This is a genomic window from Alkalibaculum bacchi (assembly GCF_937875145.1).
In the GTDB taxonomy this organism is placed as follows: domain Bacteria; phylum Bacillota; class Clostridia; order Eubacteriales; family Alkalibacteraceae; genus Alkalibaculum; species Alkalibaculum bacchi_A.
In genome coordinates this window covers 1-21,511 of record NZ_CALNCS010000085.1, presented here as the reverse complement: position 1 = coordinate 21,511, position 21,511 = coordinate 1, and the positions used below count along the sequence as shown (strand labels likewise).

The 21,511-nt window shown below is 36.9% G+C and carries 20 protein-coding genes; 19 read left to right on the top strand and 1 reads right to left on the bottom strand.

Going from position 1 to position 21,511, the window contains the following annotated elements; all coding sequences use genetic code 11:
- Positions 1-23: 23 nt before the first annotated feature.
- The 8 genes from Q7P22_RS05755 to ppdK all read left to right on the top strand — a co-directional run bounded on the left by Q7P22_RS05755 (position 24) and on the right by ppdK (position 9,360).
- On the top strand, positions 24-446 hold the full coding sequence (locus Q7P22_RS05755) for a cytidine deaminase (protein ID WP_303861847.1): 423 nt from the start codon (positions 24-26) through the stop codon (positions 444-446).
- A 122-nt stretch (positions 447-568) separates the two neighbouring features.
- Entirely contained in the window at positions 569-1,483 is a 915-nt protein-coding gene (gene era, locus Q7P22_RS05750) for a GTPase Era (RefSeq protein ID WP_303861844.1), read from the top strand.
- Between the two features lie 9 nt (positions 1,484-1,492).
- Positions 1,493-2,227, top strand: coding sequence for a DNA repair protein RecO (gene recO, locus Q7P22_RS05745; protein ID WP_303861804.1), 735 nt, complete (start codon positions 1,493-1,495; stop codon positions 2,225-2,227).
- Positions 2,228-2,481: 254 nt separating this feature from the next.
- Positions 2,482-3,018, top strand: a complete 537-nt coding sequence (locus Q7P22_RS05740; protein WP_303861802.1) for a DUF4342 domain-containing protein — start codon at positions 2,482-2,484, stop codon at positions 3,016-3,018.
- Positions 3,019-3,563: 545 nt separating this feature from the next.
- A complete protein-coding gene (locus Q7P22_RS05735; RefSeq protein WP_303861800.1) occupies positions 3,564-4,952 on the top strand; it encodes a glycine--tRNA ligase in 1,389 nt (462 codons plus the stop codon).
- 328 nt (positions 4,953-5,280) lie between these two features.
- On the top strand, positions 5,281-5,892 hold the full coding sequence (locus tag Q7P22_RS05730) for a helix-turn-helix transcriptional regulator (protein WP_369695495.1): 612 nt from the start codon (positions 5,281-5,283) through the stop codon (positions 5,890-5,892).
- A 13-nt stretch (positions 5,893-5,905) separates the two neighbouring features.
- Entirely contained in the window at positions 5,906-6,727 is an 822-nt protein-coding gene (locus Q7P22_RS05725; protein WP_113919478.1) for a pyruvate, water dikinase regulatory protein, read from the top strand.
- On the top strand, positions 6,724-9,360 hold the full coding sequence (ppdK, locus tag Q7P22_RS05720) for a pyruvate, phosphate dikinase (RefSeq protein WP_303861797.1): 2,637 nt from the start codon (positions 6,724-6,726) through the stop codon (positions 9,358-9,360). Before Q7P22_RS05725 ends, ppdK begins: the two co-directional genes overlap by 4 nt.
- A 156-nt stretch (positions 9,361-9,516) precedes the next feature.
- On the opposite strand, the gene Q7P22_RS05715 is transcribed toward ppdK, so the two are convergent.
- Positions 9,517-9,735: a hypothetical protein gene (locus Q7P22_RS05715; RefSeq protein ID WP_303861795.1), complete on the bottom strand. Its 219-nt coding sequence runs from the start codon at positions 9,733-9,735 to the stop codon at positions 9,517-9,519.
- A 473-nt stretch (positions 9,736-10,208) separates the two neighbouring features.
- On the opposite strand from Q7P22_RS05715, the gene Q7P22_RS05710 reads away from it, so the two are divergent.
- From Q7P22_RS05710 to feoB, 11 genes are all read left to right on the top strand, one after another.
- Entirely contained in the window at positions 10,209-10,925 is a 717-nt protein-coding gene (locus tag Q7P22_RS05710) for a GTP-binding protein (RefSeq protein ID WP_303861792.1), read from the top strand.
- Complete coding sequence (locus Q7P22_RS05705) at positions 10,918-11,916, top strand: ATP-binding cassette domain-containing protein (RefSeq protein ID WP_303861789.1); 999 nt, start codon at positions 10,918-10,920, stop codon at positions 11,914-11,916. Before Q7P22_RS05710 ends, Q7P22_RS05705 begins: the two co-directional genes overlap by 8 nt.
- A gap of 51 nt (positions 11,917-11,967) precedes the next feature.
- The gene (locus Q7P22_RS05700) at positions 11,968-12,843 is read left to right on the top strand and encodes an ABC transporter substrate-binding protein (RefSeq protein WP_303861786.1); all 876 of its coding nucleotides are present in this window, start codon (positions 11,968-11,970) and stop codon (positions 12,841-12,843) included.
- A 21-nt stretch (positions 12,844-12,864) separates the two neighbouring features.
- Complete coding sequence (locus tag Q7P22_RS05695) at positions 12,865-13,581, top strand: ABC transporter ATP-binding protein (RefSeq protein ID WP_303861840.1); 717 nt, start codon at positions 12,865-12,867, stop codon at positions 13,579-13,581.
- The gene (locus Q7P22_RS05690) at positions 13,581-14,606 is read left to right on the top strand and encodes an ABC transporter substrate-binding protein (RefSeq protein WP_303861784.1); all 1,026 of its coding nucleotides are present in this window, start codon (positions 13,581-13,583) and stop codon (positions 14,604-14,606) included. Before Q7P22_RS05695 ends, Q7P22_RS05690 begins: the two co-directional genes overlap by 1 nt.
- Positions 14,584-15,333 carry an ABC transporter permease gene (locus Q7P22_RS05685; protein ID WP_303861781.1) on the top strand — a complete coding sequence of 250 codons (750 nt, stop codon included), beginning with the start codon at positions 14,584-14,586 and terminating at the stop codon, positions 15,331-15,333. Before Q7P22_RS05690 ends, Q7P22_RS05685 begins: the two co-directional genes overlap by 23 nt.
- Positions 15,334-15,476: 143 nt before the next feature.
- Positions 15,477-16,328, top strand: a complete 852-nt coding sequence (gene modD / locus Q7P22_RS05680) for a ModD protein (RefSeq protein WP_303861837.1) — start codon at positions 15,477-15,479, stop codon at positions 16,326-16,328.
- Positions 16,329-16,892: 564 nt separating this feature from the next.
- Positions 16,893-18,266, top strand: a complete 1,374-nt coding sequence (locus tag Q7P22_RS05675; RefSeq protein ID WP_303861779.1) for an MATE family efflux transporter — start codon at positions 16,893-16,895, stop codon at positions 18,264-18,266.
- Positions 18,267-18,405: 139 nt separating this feature from the next.
- Entirely contained in the window at positions 18,406-18,840 is a 435-nt protein-coding gene (locus tag Q7P22_RS05670) for an FAD-binding protein (protein ID WP_303861835.1), read from the top strand.
- A 120-nt stretch (positions 18,841-18,960) separates the two neighbouring features.
- Positions 18,961-19,179: a ferrous iron transport protein A gene (locus Q7P22_RS05665; protein ID WP_113919473.1), complete on the top strand. Its 219-nt coding sequence runs from the start codon at positions 18,961-18,963 to the stop codon at positions 19,177-19,179.
- A 57-nt stretch (positions 19,180-19,236) separates the two neighbouring features.
- Positions 19,237-21,402 carry a ferrous iron transport protein B gene (gene feoB, locus Q7P22_RS05660; RefSeq protein WP_303861774.1) on the top strand — a complete coding sequence of 722 codons (2,166 nt, stop codon included), beginning with the start codon at positions 19,237-19,239 and terminating at the stop codon, positions 21,400-21,402.
- The last annotated feature ends 109 nt before the right edge of the window (positions 21,403-21,511 follow it).

Sequence of the window (21,511 nt, the reverse complement as noted above, 5' to 3'; positions counted from 1 at the left end):
GAGCGGAAAGTCATTTTTTTCATATGCAAAGCGAGGAGATGTACATGAACGAACAGTACGCAGAACTTATAGAGGCAGCTATTGCTGCGAAGAAATTTTCTTATTCACCTTATTCACTTTTTAGAGTAGGTGCTGCAATACTTTCTGAAGATGGGCAGATATTTAAAGGATGCAATATTGAAAATGTATCCTATGGAGCGACCAATTGCGCGGAGAGAACGGCTATTTTTAAGGGTGTATCTGAAGGAGTAAAGTCTATAAAAGCTATTGCTATTACATCAGATGAAGAAGACTTTACCTACCCATGTGGAATATGTAGACAAGTGATTTGTGAATTTGGAACAGAAGTTGATATCCTACTAGTCAATAATAAGGGTGAAACTAGGATGAGTTCCATCAAGGAATTGTTGCCTAATAGCTTTTCTAAAGAGACTTTGCTTGACTAGTAGGATTGGTTGGGCAGGAAAGACAAAATGCGGAAAGTAGAAAATCAACTCGCCTAAAGGCGAGATATGCTTTTGTTTACCAATTGACCACCTTGTTTTTACGAAGAATTGAGAACATAGAAATTAGAAACCAAACGGAGGAATATATGAATAAATTTAAATCAGGTTTTATAACCATTATTGGACGTCCTAATGTAGGGAAATCTACATTACTTAATCATATCATTGGGGAGAAGATGGCTATTATGTCGTCAAAGCCTCAGACTACGAGAAATACTATTCGGTGCGTACACACTACAGAAGATTATCAGATGGTTTTCATCGATACACCAGGTATGCACAAACCTAAAAATAAATTAGGCGATTATATGATGGATGTAGCTACCTCTACATTAAAAGAAGTGGATGTCGTGCTTTTTCTTATAGATGAACCAGGAAAAATGGGACCAGGGGACCAATATATCGTCAATATCTTAAAAGATCTTAAAACAAAGAAGATTTTAGTAATCAATAAGATGGACAAGATGAACCAAGAAGAGCTTCTTGGTAAAATTGATGAACTTAAGGAGTATCATTTTGATGAGATTGTGCCGATCTCTGCAATGAATGGAAAAAATGTGGATACTTTATTAAATCTCATATACAAATACATCCCAGAGGGCCCTCAATATTTTCCAGAAGATACGATAACGGAACAACCCGAAAAAATTATCGTCGCAGAATTTGTTCGTGAAAAAGCCCTACAATTTCTTAAAGATGAAGTGCCCCATGGTATAGCTGTGGAGGTCATGAGCATGAAGGAAAGAAAAAGTGGAGAATTATATGATATAGAAGTTAACATTTATTGTGAACGAAAAAGCCATAAGGGGATTATAATAGGTAAGGAGGGTAAAATGCTAAAGAAAATTGGTACTCGTGCCCGACAAGATATTGAAAATCTATTAGGGTGCAAAGTAAACCTGCAACTTTGGGTAAAAATACGCGCAGATTGGAGAGATAAAGACTTTGACCTGAGAGATTTAGGGTATAGGAAATAGAGGAATGCAATGGAAAAAGTCTCTGGCGTAGTAATAAAAAGAACAGACCTAAGTGATAACGATGTAATTGTAACCATTTTCACAAAGGAAAAAGGAAAGATTCAGGCCATTGCAAAAGGCGCAAAGAAACTTAAAAGTCAATATACAGGTACAACACAATTGTTTTGCTACTCAAACTTTGTTTACTACCCTGGAAAATCGTTGGGTTATTTAAGCCAATCAGAGCTAATTGAATCTTTTTATAAGTTGAGAAACAGTCTTGAAAAACTCTATTCCGCTACATATATAATAGAGATGATTAATGCAACCTTTTTAGAAAGTCAAAAAGACGAAAGAATCCTCAGCTTACTACTCCATACCCTCAGTTTATTGGCAAGTGATAAGACCAGAGATATAAGGACAGTACTATTATCTTTTCAATTAAAATTTGTGGGATTTTTAGGTTATGCCCCTCATTTAAATCATTGTAGCCGATGTACTAAGGAATACGAGGAATACTATTTTTCAAAAAAATCTGGTGGTCTGATTTGCCCCAAATGTAAAGGTAACAGTACGTTTGAAAGAAAAATTAGCAGAGACGGTCTTGAAATACTAAAGACAATTCTATACTATGACATTACAAAAATTAGTTCGTTAATATTTAATGAAGAGCTGATGAAGTACTTAATCAAACTAATGAATGATTATATTGTATATCACATCGATAAAAAACTGTATTGTTTTGAGTTTCTGGAGACAATATGAAATAAGGTGATCGTCGTAGGTTACAGGCTTGTAGCTCCTTGCAGTTGCTACAAATCGATTGATATTACTCGCAGGTGATTAGCAAAAGCCAGGACCTAATAGCCAAAAGTGGAATGAAGAAAGTAGAAACATAACTTGCCTTTGAGCGAGATAGATAATTTTCAAGTATTAATTGTGCACGGATGGCACGTAACCCTAAAGTAGTGACTCGACGATTTTACTTAGAATTTAGAACTAAAAACGGAGGTGGTAATATGAGTTCTATTACGGAAATTGCCAATAAACTCATCGAAGAAACCAATTGTACTACTGCTGAGGCTATTGAAGCTCTTGCTGAAGCCAATGGCGACTATGAGGTTGCATTGCAGTTTTTAAGAAAGAAAAATGCGCAACCCATCAATATTGTCTTAGTAGAGAAGGAAGAATCCCAAAAAGAAGATCAAGAAGAGAATCAAAAACAGGACGAAGAAAAGACAAACCACAAAGAAGAGTATACTGCTAAGGGTAAGGATATTTTAAAGCTTATTAAGAAGCTTTTAAAAGAAGGTAATGTAACAAAGCTTACGGTTAAAAAGAAGGATGAAGTAGTCTTAAATATTCCTGTTAATGCAGCAGCAATAGGCGTTGTGTTAATACCCTATCTATCCGTTATAGCAGGAATTGCAGCGATTGCTACAGATTGTACCATACAAGTAGAACGAAAAGGCGATGTAGTCGTAAATGTAAATGATACACTGAGAAATGCAAGCGACAAAGTTGAAAAGACAATAAAGGATATATTAGATCGCTAACTTTTATGTACCAAAAAAGCGCTACTTTTAACCTAGCTCCTGTTTAGTCATCCTTTAGATGCAAAAAATCTTTGTCTGTAAGACTTGGCTCTAAAGCACTGGTTGCTAGTAGTTGGTGGTTAAACAAAAGTTTCCCTTGACATTAACCCAGTAATTTAGTAATTTATTAGTTATAGATAAATGAATATATGCAATGACGAAGAAGAGTAACTTGGGAAAGTATCTAGCGAGTGGAGAATGGTGTAAGCTCCATTATGGAACCATGTGAAGGGAGCTTTGGAGCATAAATAAAAAAGTTGGGTAACTGTACCAAATAGGGTGGAACCGCGGTAATAATCGTCCCTTGCTGATGAAGCAAGGGATTTTTTGCGTGATAATAGAAGCCAAGCGAAAACAAGGTTTTCGCAGGATTCAACTGATTACAGAGTGTAGCGTAAAAGTAAAGGGTGGTCAGATGGTCAGCAAAACTGTACTCGCCTAAAGGAAAGCTATCTTTTTCGCTTTCTGCCTTTAGCTTTTCACATATCAAAAATAGGAGGAAAATAATGAGTAAGCAACTAGAGATTAGTGAAATTGTAAGTATTTGCAAGATGAGAGGTATTGTATTTCCTGGTTCGGAAATATACGGAGGTTTAGCGAATAGCTGGGATTATGGTCCACTTGGCGTAGAAATTAAAAACAATGTAAAAAAAGCATGGTGGAAAAAGTTTGTGCAAGAATCTCCATATAATGTAGGATTAGATACTGCTATTTTAATGAATCCTCAAGTTTGGGTGGCTTCTGGTCATGTAGGTGGCTTTAATGACCCACTTATGGATTGTAAAGAGTGTAAGACAAGATATAGAGCGGATAAACTTATTGAAGATTATCTATTTGAAAAGGGCGAAGAGGCAGTTGTGGATGGCTGGAGCAACGATCAAATGAAAGACTATATCTTAGAACACGAGATCAAATGTCCTAACTGTGGATCATTAAGCTATACAGATATACGACAATTTAATTTGATGTTTAAGACTTTCCAAGGTGTTACAGAAGACTCTTCAAGTGAAATTTACTTAAGACCAGAAACAGCTCAAGGAATTTTTGTGAACTTTAGCAATGTACAAAGAACTACTAGAAAGAAAGTTCCTTTTGGTATAGCGCAAATAGGTAAATCCTTTAGAAATGAAATTACACCAGGTAATTTTATTTTTAGAACTAGAGAATTTGAGCAAATGGAATTAGAGTTCTTCTGCGCACCAGGAGAGGACATGGAATGGTTTGATTATTGGAAGAATCATTGCTTAAAATGGTTATCAGATTTAGGAATGGAAGAAGAAAGCATTCGAGTAAGAGACCATTCAGCAGAAGAATTGTCCCACTATAGCAATGCGACAAGTGATATTGAATTCAGATTCCCATTCGGTTGGGGTGAACTTTGGGGCATCGCAGACCGTACGGATTTTGACTTAAAACAACATGGCAGCCATTCAGGAAAAGAAATTATGTACACAGATCCAATGACAAATCAAAAATATGTACCTTATTGTATAGAACCTTCACTAGGTGTAGATCGAGTATTACTTGCTTTCTTATGCAATGCATTTAAAGAAGAAGAACTGGATGATAAGGATAAGAGAACTGTATTACAATTACACCCATTCCTTGCACCTTTTAAAGCTTGCGTACTTCCTCTAACGAAGAAACTAAAGGATAAAGCTGGCGAAGTTTACAGTGAACTTTCTAAATATATGATGGTAGACTACGATGAGGCTGGTAGTATAGGTAAAAGATACAGAAGGCAAGATGAAATAGGCACACCTTATTGTATAACTATTGATTTTGACACTTTAGAAGATAACACAGTAACCATAAGAGATAGAGACACGATGGAACAAATACGAATTAGTATAACAGAATTGAAAAGTTTCTTAGAGAAAAAGATGGAATTTTAAAAAAATAAATGCAAATAATACCTCAAATATGTTATACTTTATTATGGAAATCATAATAAGTGTAACATATTTTGCGTTAACCAACGAGCTAAGCGAAAGCGTAAGCTTTCATTTGGCGAGTGGCACGACTCCCAAAACTTGTATATCAAATTTTAGGAGTGCACTTGCTAATTTGGCTGAAAAATTATATATGTACCTAAATGAAAGCGTAGACTTTCATTTAGTGAGTGGCGCGACTCCAGGAATTTGTGTATCAAATTTCTGCAGTGCTAGCTTCCCAATACTATATCATCAGGGGGTGGACTTTATCCAACTTTCAAAACGGCAAATGGAAATAATGGAAATTGTAAAAGCAGATCAACCAATTACTAGTGAACAAATTGCAGAGAAGCTTGGATTAACTCGAGCGACTTTAAGGCCAGACTTAACTGTTCTAACTATGATTGGCATACTAGAAGCAAGACCAAAAGTGGGATATTTTTATTCAGGCAAATCTTTACTTAGTGTTATGGGAAGTTTCATTAAGAATTTAAATGTAATGGATGTAAAAACACATCCAGTGGTTGTATCAGAAGAAACCACAGTATATGACGCTATAGTAACTATGTTTTTAGAAGATACAGGAAATATATTTGTTCAATACAATGGATATTTATCTGGAATTGTTTCAAGAAAAGATTTTATAAAAGTTACCATAGGAACAAACGACATCAAAACATTACCTGTCGCTATGATCATGACGAGAATGCCTAATATTGTATATGCAGAGACGCACGAATCTGTCTTTGATGCAGCGCAAAAGTTAATTCTTCATGAAGTAGATTCACTTCCTGTTGTTGAAAAAGTAATCTCTGACAATTCAGTAGTCCATCTAAAGGTCATTGGGAAAATCTCAAAAACAACGATTACCAAAGTCATGGTACAAATCGGGAATGAGTAGGGAGGAAAAACAAATGTCAGATAATAAAACAGGGGTTATATATGTGGTCTCTGACTCCCTTGGCGAAACAGGAGAGTTAGTTGCAAAGGCAGGAAAAATTCAATTTAGTAGCATTAGAGAAATCAAAAAATTTCCTTTTGTCTTAGAATATGAACAAATTGATGAAATCATTGAAGAAGCTTCTCAACACAACTCCATTATTATATACACTTTGGCAGTTCCTGAAATGAAGGAATACATGAACAATGCTGCTAGCAAATACAATATTAAAGCGATTGACGTATTGGGGCCAGTAATTCATACTTTGAGGGATATTACAGGTCAGGAACCTCTTTATGAAGCCGGTTTAAATAGACGATTAGATGCAAATTATTTTAAAAAAGTAGAGGCTATTGAATTTGCCGTCAAATACGACGATGGTAAAGATCCAAGAGGTATTAAAAAGGCAGATGTAGTACTGGTAGGTGTGTCTAGAACATCAAAGACGCCCCTAAGTATGTATCTGGCTAATAAAAATCTTAGAGTTGCGAACATTCCTCTTGTGCCGGAAGTAGACGCACCTAAAGAATTATTTGAAATATCTAATAAAAAGATTATTGGATTGACAAATAATCCTGATAAATTAAATGGTATTCGCAAGGAAAGGTTAAAAGCATTAGGACTAGATTATACTGTTGCAAACTATGCCAGTTTAGAGCGAATCATGTTAGAGTTGCAATATGCCGATGATCTCTTTCGCAAATTAAGGTGTCCTGTTATTAATGTTTCTCATAAAGCAATAGAAGAAACTGCAAATATAATATTATCAATAATTCGTAAGGAGGATTTACTTTGAGCAAAAAATATGTATATTTATTTAAAGAGGGCAATGCAGAAATGAAAGCAATTCTTGGCGGAAAAGGTGCTAATTTAGCAGAAATGACTAATATTGGTTTACCTGTACCTCCAGGGCTAACAGTCTCTACTGAGGCTTGTACCGTATTTTATAAAAATGATAAAAACCTTACAGATGAAATAAAAGAGCAGATAGATGCGGCACTATTACACCTTGAAGAACAAACGGGTAAAAAATTTGGTGATCAAGATAATCCGCTACTAGTTTCTGTTCGTTCAGGTGCAAAATTTTCTATGCCAGGAATGATGGATACGATATTAAACCTCGGTCTTAATGATCAAACGGTATTAACCCTTGCTAAAAAATCAAATAATTCACGTTTTGCTTATGATAGTTATAGAAGATTTATACAGATGTTTGCAGATGTAGTATTAGAAATTGAAAAATATAAATTTGAAGGCGTATTAGATCGATTTAAAGAAGACAATGATTATATGGATGATACTCAGTTAACAGTAGAAAATCTAAAAGATATCGTTGAAGAATTTAAAGCTATTGTGAAAAAAGAAAGAAGAATAGATTTTCCACAAGATCCAAAAGAGCAATTAATGTATGCTATTAATGCCGTATTTATGTCTTGGGACAATCCTAGAGCAAATACATATCGTAATTTAAATGAAATACCACACGATATAGGCACTGCTGTAAATGTACAATCTATGGTATTTGGAAATATGGGTGATGATTGTGGTACAGGAGTTGCCTTTACAAGAAACCCATCTACAGGTGAAAAGAAATTATTTGGCGAATTTTTGATTAATGCACAAGGAGAAGATGTAGTAGCAGGTATTAGAACGCCAAAATCGATTGATGAATTATCCGAAATCATGCCTGAAATATACAAGCAATTTGAAGATATTACACAACTTCTTGAAAAACACTATAGAGATATGCAAGATGTGGAATTTACAATAGAACAAAGTAAATTATATATGCTTCAAACGAGAAGTGGTAAAAGAACAGTTCATGCTGCACTAAGGGCTGCAACGGAGATGGTAGACGAAGGCTTAATCACAAAAGTAGAAGCCATTCAAAGAATAGAGCCAAAGCAATTGGATCAATTACTTCACCCTAATTTTGACCCTGAAACGATGAAGGCAGCAACTCCTTTAGCGCAAGGATTACCAGCTTCTCCAGGAGCAGCTACAGGTAGAGTATACTTTAATGCAGAAGATGTCGCAAAAGCGGTTGCAGATGGAGAAAAGGCAATTTTAGTTCGTAGAGAAACGTCACCAGAAGATATTGAAGGAATGATTGCTGCAGAGGGAATCTTAACTTCTAGAGGTGGTATGACTTCTCATGCTGCAGTTGTAGCAAGAGGTATGGGAAAATGCTGTGTAGCTGGTTGCGAAATGGCAAAAGTAGACGAAGAACTAAAATTATTCACTATAGGTGATGTAAGAATTGCTGAAGGGGATTACATATCCTTAGACGGTAGTACTGGAAAGGTATATAAAGGAAGCATTAAGACTGTAAAACCAGAATTATCTGGTAACTTTGGTACCTTAATGAATTGGGCAGATGAGATTCGAAGAATGAAAGTTCGCACAAATGCAGATACGCCAAGAGAGGCACAAACTGCATTAGATTTTGGAGCAGAAGGTATCGGTTTATGTAGAACAGAGCACATGTTCTTTGATGAAGAGAGAATCCCTGTAGTCCGCCGCATGATTTTATCTACGTCAACAGAGCAAAGGGTACAGGCTTTAGACTTATTAATGCCAATGCAAAAGGGAGACTTTAAAGGTCTATATAAAATAATGAAAGAAAAACCAGTAACTGTTCGATTATTAGACCCACCACTACATGAATTTTTACCAACAGAAGTAAAGGACATTATAGCTTTAGCTAAAGATTTTGATATGGAAGTAGATGAATTAAAAGCCGTTATTCACAGTCTACAAGAAATTAACCCAATGTTAGGTCATAGAGGATGTAGATTAGCAGTTACTTATCCAGAGATAGCAGCAATGCAGACAAGAGCAATTATGGAAGCAGCTATTGAAGTATCAAAAGAAGAAAACTGTACGATTATACCCGAAATTATGATCCCATTAATAGGCATTCAAGCAGAGTTAGAATATGTGAAAAAAGTCGTCGTAGAAACAGCAGAAAAAGTTAAAGAAGAAAACAATTCTTCTTTGGTATACTCCGTAGGAACGATGATCGAAATACCAAGAGCTACATTAATTGCAGACGAAATCGCCAAAGAGGCAGAGTTCTTCTCCTTTGGTACGAACGATTTAACTCAAATGACTTATGGATTTTCTAGAGACGACGCAGGTAAATTTATAAGCGAATACAGGGAAAAAGATGTATTACCAGATGATCCATTCCAAAGCATCGATCAAGAAGGCGTTGGAAAGCTAGTAGCCTTAGGCGTAAAACTTGGAAGAACGACTAATCCAAATCTTAAAATAGGCGTCTGTGGGGAACACGGTGGAGATCCAAAATCAATCGAATTCTTCCATAAAACAGGTTTAAGCTATGTTTCTTGCTCACCATATAGAGTTCCAATTGCAAGATTAGCTGCAGCACAAGCAGTTCTAAAAGAAGAATCAACTATAAGTTGATAAATAAAGTAAGGGTATTATTTCTTGTAAATGAAAGAGATAATACCCTCTTTTTATAAAAAAATAGGGCATTGTCCTTTAGAAAGATTAAGAACAATACTCTATTTTTGTAAACTAAAGAAAGATCCTATGGATTTGATTTAATGTAAGGTGATCTTATTTCTCCTTAACGGTAAACCATAAATTGTCGTCTGCAAAAACTGCTGTTAGGTTGTCCTTTTTTAAATAATCATGAATGAATAATTTAATGTCGTCGCTTGTTTGCTCTAAAGAAAAAGACTGACCACCACAGCCGTCATGGAAATGCAAATATACGGAAAAGTTGTCCTGTAGAGCTTTTTTGAGTTCTTTAACAAAATCAAAAGATAATATCACAGCGATTCCTCCCTAAATTTAAGTTTTTGTATAAGTTTACACATTATACTAAATTAGAGTCGTAAAGTCAATATGCCGTCATAATGCGGTGCTCTTATGGCTCATATCAATAGTTCTCTATTTGACTATATTTTTTATAATTTCTAGAATATATTTCATGAAATTTTCTGCATTCAAATTGTCAAACTACAATTTCTGTCCATTTTAATTTAGTAGTTACAAACGGTACTGTCACTTAATAAGGTTAATGGGCAGTACTTTTTTTCGTTATAAATATTTGTAATGAAAGCATGTTTAGGTAAATATTTTATTGAAAGATGAGGTTAATGATTAGGGTAGTCCTCTTCGCGGATAAAATATTGACAATAAATACAACTTAATATATAATTTTTACAGTTGGCTTTAGTTGGTTTGGCTTATATATTGTTTAATATGATGAGGATATTACATAATGAAAGGAAATGAAATAGGGAATGAAATTAATCACCTTTTCCGGTCCCCCTTCCTCTGGAAAGACATCAGTCATCTCAAGGATGATCCGTGCGTATCTTGATAGAGGTACAAAGGTAGGCGTAGTAAAATTTGATTGTCTTCAAAGTAATGACGATAAGATTTACGCCCGTTTGAAAGTGCCGGTTTTGTTAGGAATTTCTGGACAACAGTGTCCGGACCATTACTACATCAGCAACATTGAAGATGTATTTAATTGGGGTACTGAACTCAACTTTGACATCCTGTTATCAGAAAGCGCAGGACTTTGCAACCGGTGTGCTCCTCATATTCGGGACATACCAGCAGTCTGTGTCATAGACCAGATGAGTGGTGTGCACACTCCAATGAAAATCGGGCCAATGCTCCGGTTTGCGGATATAGTTGTAATTACAAAGAGCGACATCGTGTCCCAAGCTGAACGGGAAGTATTTGAGATGAATGTTCAATGTGTCAACCCTCATGCCGAAATTTTTCACGTTAACGGTTTGACAGGGCAGGGGTTGACGGAATTAATTGAGATATTAGATGGTTATTCCATCGATTCAAAGGTCACAGAGAATAAGTTGCGCTATCCGATGCCAATGGCCCTCTGTTCGTACTGTCTTGGAGAGACGAACATTGGTGCACAGTACCAACTGGGCAATCTCAGAAAGGTTGAAATTCGGGAAAGAGATATGGAGATAGATAAAAATGATTGAAAAATATTTGGAAAAACCGGTGAAGTTGCTTTTTATCGAGCATCCCTACGCTAAAGACTGGTTGGAGCAGATCGGTTGCGTTATCGACCAAGACGACACACTCAGTAACATGCTATTTAAGCAAAAAGAGTCCTTTTATGCTTTCCAAAATATGAATGCTCGTATGATCACACAGCAGTTTGATGATTATCTGATAGTCATGAAGGACATGCTCGAGAAGCCTTTGAAGGAAATCGAAAACATAACGTTATGCCCCGGATATGGTAAAAACCGAGAACCAGAAAAATTTAAACCTCTGACATTTTATCCCGGGGATATCATCGCAGTGGTAGGCCCTACGGGAAGTGGAAAGAGCCGACTGCTTGAAGACATAGAATGTGGTGCGAACGGAAATACACCGACTGGAAGACGTATATTGATAAATGGTGAAACAACCTCAAAAAACAAAAAAGGGAGAGCAAGGAAGAAAATTGTAGCGCAGCTTTCGCAAAACATGCACTTCGTTATCGATTTAACAGTGCGTGACTTTCTTGGCATGCATTCCCGCTGCTGGCCCACGCCAGATGCCAGCGGGAGAATTGAAAGGATTATAGAGCTAGCAAATTCGTTGGCAGGAGAAAAATTTGAGATGGAGAGCAATGTGGCAGAGCTAAGTGGAGGTCAATCAAGAGCCCTGATGATCGCTGACTGCGCACTGCTGTCATCGGCCCCCATCGTGTTGATTGATGAAATAGAAAATGCTGGGATCAACAGGCGAAAAGCCTTAAAGCTTCTGACAGGCGAGGATAAAATCATCTTTCTGACAACACACGACCCACTCCTGGCATTGCTTGCTCACACCCGGTTAGTAATCAAAAATGGCGAGATCCACAGGGTTATTCGACGTACGAAAAAAGAAAAGGAAACACTTCGGAAATTGGAATTTACTGATGACAGAATGGTTAAGCTACGCCGAACGATGCGCAGCGGCGAAATGCTGGAGGAATATTAAAAGCAATAGAAATTTAGCATCAAAAAATTATATAACAGGAGAATAAAAAAGATGGTTAAAATACAAATTCAGCTGCCACTCAATATGAGCCGGGGCCTCGAAGAGATTCTAAGGGAACATATTGAATCAGGCACAGGAGAATATCACACGGAAATTGAAATTGAAAATTGCCATGCATGTGGTACTAAAGGAGAGAAGGGTCTGAACCATGGAGATATCATGATTGGATTTATGCCGGAGCTTGCGGTGCAGACAGATGAGTACATTCTTAGGGATTTGATTAGTACATCCGGACGTTTTCCCATCAGTAAAGCATTTCAATGCAGCGGGTTTATCGATCCTCAGGGGTATTTTCACACCTTTGGCATTGTTCCCTTTGTTATGTTTTACAATCCGGATTATACAGATGCTTCCGAAATTCCCCGTACCTGGAGTGAGCTGCTCCATCCCAAATGGAAGGGACGCATTATGATGCCGGGAAAAGAACACATGGCACCGAAGGTTATTCGGGCTATTTTGAAATATCAGAATCCGAATCAGGCACAGGCGATAGAAGAAAATATTACATGCAGTGGGATGCCACCTAATGTGATAGAGGCTGTAAGAAACGGAGAATTTTCTCTAGGAATTACAAATATTACTTTTGGAAAAATTTCAGAAAACTATAAGATCAGGATGATCTGGCCGGAGGACGGACTCCTATGCATGCCCCAGATTATCGCCTGGAAAAAGGGCCTTGACGAAAGTCTGTTGAAACTTGGGGATTTCATGTTATCTTCAAAAGTTCAGAATTTTCTCAAGCAACAGTCATTTGTTCCGGTTTCCAATGAAGTCAAGCCCCCTGAAATTTTTATAAATAAGAGTTCTGTACTCAAATGGACAGGCTGGGATAGCTTTCGTCAGGCTATGAAAAACAGCGCATCATAAGGGGGAGCCGCTTTGTTTGAAATGGAAAGTATTGTGATAAATTATGACAATCTCAACGTACTGGAAGACTTTAGCCTTAAAGGAGAGACAAAACAATTCATCTGCCTCTTTGGTCCATCCGGCATCGGTAAGACAACTATTCTTAATGTACTTGCGGGGATATTAAAACCGGATTACGGAAAGATTACCTTGGACAACGAACGCGTCGCCTATGTTTTCCAGGAACCACGGCTTCCCCCATGGATGACGGTAGAACAAAATATCGAGGTGGGGCTCTACAACTTGATCAGAGATGTGCGCAGGAGAAAGAAGATTGTGCAGCAAGTCCTGCCTAAAATTGGGCTTGAATACTTCGGGGAATACTATCCGGAACAACTGAGCGGTGGCATGAAGCAACGGGTCTCTATCGGTCGTGCCTTTGTGATTCAGCCTGATTTGCTCTTGCTTGACGAACCGTTTTCTGGACTGGATGAAGCGCTAAAAATAGAAATGCAGGATTTGATTTTGACACTTGAAAACTGGCACATGTGCACAACCGTCATGGTGACCCACGATATCCAGGAAGCTTTTAAACTAAGTGACCGTATCGTAGTTGTTGGTGGTAGACCCTGCCGGATCATTCTTGACATCATGATGAACCCGAAAGACAGGAGAGACCCAAAATATAAAAATGAACTGGAGGGAAAAATCATATCAGCTTTGCACAAAAATAATAAGAGAGAAATGGAGCATAACTGATGAAAAAAATAATTTTATCTCTCATGATATGTATAGCGCTAATCGTAGGCGCAACAGGATGCAGAGAAAATACCGGAACGACAGAAACTACACCAACAACAGAAACGACAAAAACGCAATCAACACCTGTCTCTTTTGATGAATTGAATTTGAAGATTGGTAGCGCACCAGGTCCTGTTACATATGCGCTGACAACGATGAGCGAAAAAAACAGTGATATAGTTCTTCAGCCATGGCAGAATAGTGAGCAGCTTACGGCGATGATTACCTCTAGGGAAGTCAATCTCTGTAGCACGCCCATTAGCAATGCATTATTGACCTATAACAAGGGTATGGACACACAGCTTGTGATGGTTACTGTATGGGGTATGCTCTATGTCATGAGCACTGAGAATGACATTGTATCTCTTCAAGATTTGAAAGGAAAGGAAGTTATCGTATCAGGTAAAGGCGGAATACATGATCATATTTTCCGTCACTTGCTGATCAAGAGTGGTATAGACCCGGACAAGGATGTGAAGATTACTTATCTCGACATGACAGAAGCTTCACAGCGTATGATTTCCGGTGATGTTAAATATGCTGTTCTCAATGAGCCACAAGCGAGTATTGCTTCGTTGAATGCGAAAAAAGCAAATGTAAAAATTAACAGGATACTGGATTTAACTGAGGAATGGGGGAAACTTCCGGGTCAAAAGAATAAGAAATTCCCCATGGCTGGGATTGTCGTCGTCAATGGCAGTGGAGTTTCGTCAGAGCAAATTGTTGCATTTGAGAAGGCCTATATAGAGGCAGCTGGATGGGTCAACAAGCATGGACAGGAAGCCGGTCCTATTGTGGAAAAGCATGTTCCTACAATGAAGGCTATGGCCGTTGCTCAATCAATTCAATATGCCCGTCTGGATCCTAAGCCTGCTATAGAATGCAAAGAGGAAATTATGGCGTTTTTTAAGGAATTGACGACGACGACTGATGTCAAAGCATTCGGAGGTAAATTGCCGGATGATGGCTTCTACTACAAATAATAGAATTTGGTATATTATTGGCATTGGTTTAGTGTTGGCGGGTTGGCAACTGATGTCTATGAGATACAGCATTGTGATTATACCGTCGCCCGTTGAGACCTTACGTGCTATCATCCAAATTGTAATCAATGGTGAATTGACAGAGAATCTGAAGATCACATTTTCGAGGCAATTGATGGGTTTGATTCTTGGACTGACAGTTGGGACTGTAACAGGTGTATTCGCTGGAATCTTCAAAAAGGTGGAGTTAATAATCGAGCCGACAATTATATTCTTACTTTCAGTACCGGCCATCATCCTTTTTACAATAGCAATGGTTTGGTTTGGTATGGGAACAAAAATGGCTGTATTTATTGTCTCATTGCTGGTATTTCCCGTCATGCATACGAATACGGCAACTGGTATTCATTCGATAGATACGGAGTTGAAGCAAATGGCAGATGTATACCGCATGCCGGCATTTAAAAAAATGACTAAAATTTGCATACCAGGCATGCGCGGGCACCTGATTACCGGTTTTTCGCTGGGAATGGCATCTTCAGTTAGGTTGACAATTATGGCAGAAATGCTAGGCGCCGAAGACGGTATGGGACAAAGAATCTTTATCTCCAGGGCATACCTGGAAACCGAAAATCTATTTGCCTGGGTTGTCATATTACTTATTATCCTGATTCTTCTTGAGTTTTTTACCATCAGGCCCTTAAAGAAGTGGGCACGGGTAGATTGAAGGAAGGGTACGTCTTAAACAATGAAGCTTTAGTGAAAAGACGGCCAATTATTGAAATAGTAAAAGCTTTTAGAGCTAAGTTTTACACGTTTTTCAGCAATACAACTGGAAACTGCTTAATTATTATAATGTAGGAGGTAAATATTTTGTTTATAACAGATGAAACAATTGATAGATTTATTAAAGAGGATATACCTTATATTGATTTGACGACACATGTGTTAGATATCGGAAATCGAATAGGAAGTATTACTTTCACTTCAAGGCAAAATGCGGTGATAAGCGGAACCGATGAAGTAAAAAGGATTTTTGAAAAACTAGGAATAAAAATAAATAGTATTATTCCTTCAGGCACAGCAGTAAATGCTGGTGATGTTTTTATATCAGCACAGGGCACCGTGGAAAGCCTTCATATGGCCTGGAAAGTATGCATGAATATACTTGAATATTGCTCCGGAATTGCCACAAGAACAAGAAAACTAGTCGAAACTGCAAAGAAAATAAATTCAAGAATAGAAGTGGTTACGACCCGTAAAATATTTCCTGGTACTAAGGAACTCTCAATAAAAGCCGCTATGGATGGAGGGGCATTGCCGCACAGGCTTGGATTATCGGAAACGATACTGATTTTCGAACAGCATATGACTTTCCTGGGCGGAATTGATGGCTTGTTAAGTAAGTTAGATGACATCAAGACCAGAGCATATGAGAAAAAGATAACTGTTGAGGCTAAGTGCAGAGAAGAAGCGATTAAGTTGAGCAGGAGCTGCGTGGACGCGATACAATTTGATAAAATATCGCCAAAAGAGCTGGGTGAAATTGTATATGACATAAGAAATATAAATCCAGCGATAACATTGATAGGTACAGGTGGAATCAATGCTGATAATATAGGTGAATATGCTGCAACAGGCGTTGATGTAATTAATACGACATGGGTTTATTTTGGAAAGCCTGCTGATATTGGTGTAAATATGGAAGTATCTAAGATATAACTTCAGGTATATTTTCGTGAAATTAATTACAATGTCTTTATGCTATCTCAATCTTATTAAAATAGCATTGACAGCGACGCTTTGTGGGGATGTTAACCTCAAATTATAATAAAGCATTTGTAAGGTTTTGTTAAATTTTGGTGAAATATCAACGAACGTAAGAATAGAAATATAAGTAAGTGAATAAAAAGCTCCATATTAGCTATGCAATTATAGTTGGTATGGAGCTCATTTTGTTGAGATTTTGGCATTTCTGTTATTCGTTGTTTAATGCATTCCTATATAATAAAATATTCATAAAGGCATAGGGATTACGTTTGCAAAAAGCAATATTACAATATACGACAAAGCTAGAATGGCACCCTGTCGTGATAATGAGAGCTTTACATTTACATTTTAAAGCAGTAAAATAGATTGAACCCTTTTATATCAAAATAAAAGAACTTCAATTAACTTAAAATGAAATTGATGTTCTTTTTTTGTTTAATAGTAGACCCATTAGCACAACTTAAATGAAATTACAACATTTCAGAAGAGCTTAAAGACAGATTGGAGGATGAGTAAATGGGGAAATTACAAGAAAATGATCTACAGACCAAAAGCATAGGGAAGTTGCTTTTTAGCATGTCCTTTCCTGCTATTACAGCACAGATCGTCAATGTTTTATATAACATGGTAGATAGGATGTACATAGGCCATATCCCTGAAACAGGAGCTGAGGCGTTGACTGGTGTAGGTGTGACGATGCCTATGATTATGGTTATTGCGGCATTTGCTTCATTGGTAAGTGTAGGGGGTGCCTCTAGGGCATCGATTATGATGGGGAGAAAAGATAAGGAGACTGCTGAAAAAATACTTGGCAATTGTACGACAGCACTAATCCTAGTATCGATTATATTAACTATCACAGTACTTGCTGCTGGTAAAAAAATGCTAATGCTTTTTGGAGCAAGTTCAAATACGATTGGATATGCATTAGATTATATGAATATATACGCTATTGGAACAGTATTCGTACAGCTGTCCTTGGGCTTAAATGCATTTATCACAGCTCAAGGTTTTGCTAAAACAAGCATGATTACAGTAACTATTGGGGCTATAGTAAATATTATACTTGATCCAATTTTTATGTTTGGCCTTGGTATGGGGGTAAAAGGTGCTGCGTTTGCGACCATCATTTCACAGGCTATTTCTGCTATATGGGTAATTCGATTTTTAAGAGGTAAAACCACCTTACTGAAGATTAAAAAGGAATATATGAAAATAGATTCTAAAATTCTTTGGTCATGCATCGGCCTTGGATTATCTCCATTTATAATGCAGGCAACAGAGAGTATCATTGCTATTGCCTTTAACATATCTTTACAGAAGTATGGTGGAGATTTAGCAGTAGGGGCTATGACGATTCTAACAAGCATAATGCAATTTTCCATGCTACCTTTGATGGGGTTGACTCAGGGAGCCCAGCCTATTGTCAGCTATAATTATGGTGCTAGAAACTCATCTAGGGTGAAAGAGACTTTTACATTACTACTAAAAGCCTCTGTGATTTATTCTACAGCACTGTGGGCAATAGTTATGCTGTTCCCCCAGATGTTTGCTCGTATATTTACGTCTGATCAAAGTTTAGTTCAAACTACGATTTCAGCACTGAGGATTTATATGGCGGCATCTTTGGTGTTTGGCATCCAAATCAGTTGCCAACAGACTTTTATCGCCCTTGGCAAAGCAAAGATATCTGTATTTCTTGCCCTTTTACGTAAGGTAATCCTATTGATTCCATTCATATTTATATTGCCATTGTTTATGGAGGATAAAGTTAATGCAGTATTCTTGGCAGAACCAATAGCAGACATAATAGCTGTTACAGTCACTGCCATTATGTTTACAGCCCAATTTAAAAACACCCTTGAAAAATTACATAATAGTGAAAAGTAGAAAGTGAAAGAAAGCCTTAATTCTAAATACTTCGCGAATCAAAAAATTTCTTATAGAAGATGCATTACTTGTAAGTCCATATAATAATCGTATTTTGAAGAGGCTGATACATTGACCATTTTCAGAAGCAACGTGGCATATAGTAAAACCTAAAACTGGAAATCCAGGTCTTCGAGCAGCTGCAACAATGATCAAAGCAATGACAGAACGAGCAGATGAATTAGGTGTAGAAATTCTATTAGAAACTCCTGTAAAAAGTCTTATTAAAGAGGATGGAGAGATCATTGATGTAGTAGCTAATGATAAAGAAGGAGATCTAGAAGTTTATGCTGGAGCAGTTATTATTTCTACAGGTGGTTTTGGAGATAGCCCAGAGTTTATTAAAAAGCACGCTCCATATGAATGGGGAAAAGATATCTTTTCATACCGCATTCCAGGGCTTACAGGAGATGGCATTCAAATGGCATGGGATGCAGGCGCAGCTTATGTAATCCTGATTATGTATTCATATATGTATACAAGATTCTTAAAATATTTATTTTTTTTTATTAATTTTTTCCATAAATTATATTGACATAAGTAGTTAGCGGTGGTAAACTTTAATCAAGAGTTAGCGGATGCTTCCTAATATGCAATAGGGGGTTAGCGTAGTCTAACAATCATAAAAATGCAATATATTAAGGGGGAAAAATCCATGAATTTAAACGATGCAAAAATAGGTGAAAAAGTAAAAGTTGTTAAACTTCATACACAAGGTGCACTTAAACGTAGAATTATGGACATGGGTATTACAAAAGGTGCTGAAATTTTTATCCGAAAAGTAGCTCCCTTTGGGGATCCATTACAAATAAATGTTCGTGGCTACGAGCTTTCTCTTCGAAAATGCGATGCAGCAAACATTGAAGTAGAATAAGTAAGTAAAAGTACGTAAGGGAGTTAGCAGAGTCTAACTAAGAGGAGGGATTTTTATATGGTTACAAAAATTGCACTTGCGGGAAATCCTAATAGTGGGAAGACCACTTTATTTAATGATTTGACAGGATCAAATCAATACGTTGGTAACTGGCCAGGAGTTACTGTAGAAAAAAAAGAGGGAAAGATACAAGGCCATGAAGATGCTATACTAATGGATTTACCTGGAATTTATTCTCTTTCTCCATATACTTTAGAAGAAGTAGTTACAAGAAATTACCTCATTAACGAAAAGCCTAATGCAATTATCAATATTATAGATGGTTCGAATCTAGAACGGAATTTATATTTGACTACCCAATTATTAGAGCTAGGCATTCCAGTCATTGTAGCAATCAATATGATGGACATCGTCAAAAAACGAGGAGATAAAATCGATACGGCAAAGCTCTCAAAGGCTATTGGTTGCGAAATTGTCGAAATAACAGCATTAGATGGTACTGGAACAAAAGAGCTCATAAATAAGGTTGTAAAACTAGTGCAAAATCCTAAGAAAAAAGTACCCAAAGGAATTTTTAGCCCAGAGGTGGAAAAGGCTCTTTCTAGCATAGAAGACCAATTACCAAAAGAAATTGACATAACTCAAAGGCGTTGGTATACAATAAAACTATTTGAACGAGATAAAAAAGTACTAAAGGAATTAAATATAGACTCTAATGTAGATGGAATAATTACCTTTGTAGAAAAGACTTTAGATGATGATAGTGAAAGTATTATTATTAATGAAAGATATAATTATATTACTGAGACAATAAAGGGAATCTATGTAAAGAAAAATGGATCAGATCTTACTACTTCAGATAAAGTAGATGCAATTATTACCAATAGATGGCTGGCACTACCTATCTTTGCTGTAATCATGTTTTCTGTTTATTATATTTCAGTCACTACAGTTGGTACTTTTGTAACGGATTTTACGAATGATACGATTTTTGGAGAGTGGATTATTGCACCTTTAGGAGCATGGTTTGAAAGTACAGGAGTATCTCCTTGGTTGTCGGGGTTAGTTGTAGATGGTATAGTAGGTGGCGTCGGCGCTGTTCTTGGCTTTGTACCACAGATGTTTGTACTGTTTTTCTTATTGGCTATCCTTGAAGAGTGCGGTTATATGTCACGTGTAGCATTTATCTTAGATAAATTATTTAGACGTTTTGGCCTTTCAGGAAAATCTTTTATTCCTATGTTAATTGGAACAGGTTGTGGTGTTCCTGGAGTAATGGCATCTCGTACTATTGAAAATGAGCAAGAGAGACGAATGACCATCATGACTACGACTTTTATGCCATGTGGCGCAAAACTTCCAATCATTGCACTTATTGCTGGAGCATTGTTTGGAGGAGCTTGGTGGGTTGCTCCTAGTGCATATTTCTTAGGTATTGGTGCTATTGTAATCTCAGGTGTTATATTAAAGAAATCAAAGATGTTTGCAGGAGAATCTTCTCCTTTCGTTATGGAACTACCTGCTTATCACATTCCAAGCTCAAAGAGTGTATTTAAGAGTACTTGGGAAAGAGGTTTTTCCTTTGTAAAAAGAGCGGGTACAGTAGTCTTACTATCTAGTATGATTATCTGGTTCTTATCTAATTTTGGTATGGCAAATGGGTCCTTTGGAATGGTTGAAGATATGGATCATAGTATTCTTTCTGTAATTGGTGGAATAGTTGCACCATTATTTGCTCCAATAGGCTTTGGAAATTGGCAAAGTGCAGTTGCAACGGTAATGGGTATTTTAGCAAAAGAAGAAGTAGTAGCAGTATTTGGCGTTCTTTATGGAATAACAGGTGATGCACTATCTATTGTAGAAGAAGGGTCTTTTAATCAATTAGGAACGATTGCAGCACATTTTACCCCTCTTGCAGCATATAGTTTTATGATATTTAATTTATTGTGCCCTCCTTGCTTTGCAGCAATAGGTGCGATTATGAGAGAAATGAACAATGCAAAATGGACTTGGTTTACAATTGGATATCAGTTTGGCTTAGCTTATGCAGTATCCTTGATTTTCTACCAAATTGGTTTATTCCTATCAAGTGGTGTTTTCACTTTTGGAACAGCAGCAGGATTTGTAGTATTAATAGGAATGTTGTATCTAATCTTTAGAACACCTAATACAAATGAAACAAATAAAAGAAATAAAATGAAATTATACCCAGAAGTAGAGTAAATCGATCTATAGAAAGTAAAGTATAAATTAGAGGAGGCCTTTATATGTTTACTTGGATAGCATCAAATATGGCTAATATCGTTATTATTGCCATTCTCACACTAGTAGT

Excerpts from the sequence above, each read along its gene's own strand:
- Q7P22_RS05755 (WP_303861847.1), top strand. The coding sequence starts at position 24 with ATGCAAAGCGAGGAGATGTACATGAACGAACAGTACGCAGAACTTATA.
- recO (WP_303861804.1), top strand. The coding sequence starts at position 1,493 with ATGGAAAAAGTCTCTGGCGTAGTAATAAAAAGAACAGACCTAAGTGAT.
- Q7P22_RS05740 (WP_303861802.1), top strand. The coding sequence starts at position 2,482 with ATGAGTTCTATTACGGAAATTGCCAATAAACTCATCGAAGAAACCAAT.
- Q7P22_RS05735 (WP_303861800.1), top strand. The coding sequence starts at position 3,564 with ATGAGTAAGCAACTAGAGATTAGTGAAATTGTAAGTATTTGCAAGATG.
- Q7P22_RS05730 (WP_369695495.1), top strand. The coding sequence starts at position 5,281 with ATGGAAATAATGGAAATTGTAAAAGCAGATCAACCAATTACTAGTGAA.
- Q7P22_RS05725 (WP_113919478.1), top strand. The coding sequence starts at position 5,906 with ATGTCAGATAATAAAACAGGGGTTATATATGTGGTCTCTGACTCCCTT.
- Q7P22_RS05710 (WP_303861792.1), top strand. The coding sequence starts at position 10,209 with ATGAAATTAATCACCTTTTCCGGTCCCCCTTCCTCTGGAAAGACATCA.
- Q7P22_RS05705 (WP_303861789.1), top strand. The coding sequence starts at position 10,918 with ATGATTGAAAAATATTTGGAAAAACCGGTGAAGTTGCTTTTTATCGAG.
- Q7P22_RS05700 (WP_303861786.1), top strand. The coding sequence starts at position 11,968 with ATGGTTAAAATACAAATTCAGCTGCCACTCAATATGAGCCGGGGCCTC.
- Q7P22_RS05695 (WP_303861840.1), top strand. The coding sequence starts at position 12,865 with ATGGAAAGTATTGTGATAAATTATGACAATCTCAACGTACTGGAAGAC.
- Q7P22_RS05690 (WP_303861784.1), top strand. The coding sequence starts at position 13,581 with ATGAAAAAAATAATTTTATCTCTCATGATATGTATAGCGCTAATCGTA.
- Q7P22_RS05685 (WP_303861781.1), top strand. The coding sequence starts at position 14,584 with ATGATGGCTTCTACTACAAATAATAGAATTTGGTATATTATTGGCATT.
- Q7P22_RS05675 (WP_303861779.1), top strand. The coding sequence starts at position 16,893 with ATGGGGAAATTACAAGAAAATGATCTACAGACCAAAAGCATAGGGAAG.
- Q7P22_RS05665 (WP_113919473.1), top strand. The coding sequence starts at position 18,961 with ATGAATTTAAACGATGCAAAAATAGGTGAAAAAGTAAAAGTTGTTAAA.
- feoB (WP_303861774.1), top strand. The coding sequence starts at position 19,237 with ATGGTTACAAAAATTGCACTTGCGGGAAATCCTAATAGTGGGAAGACC.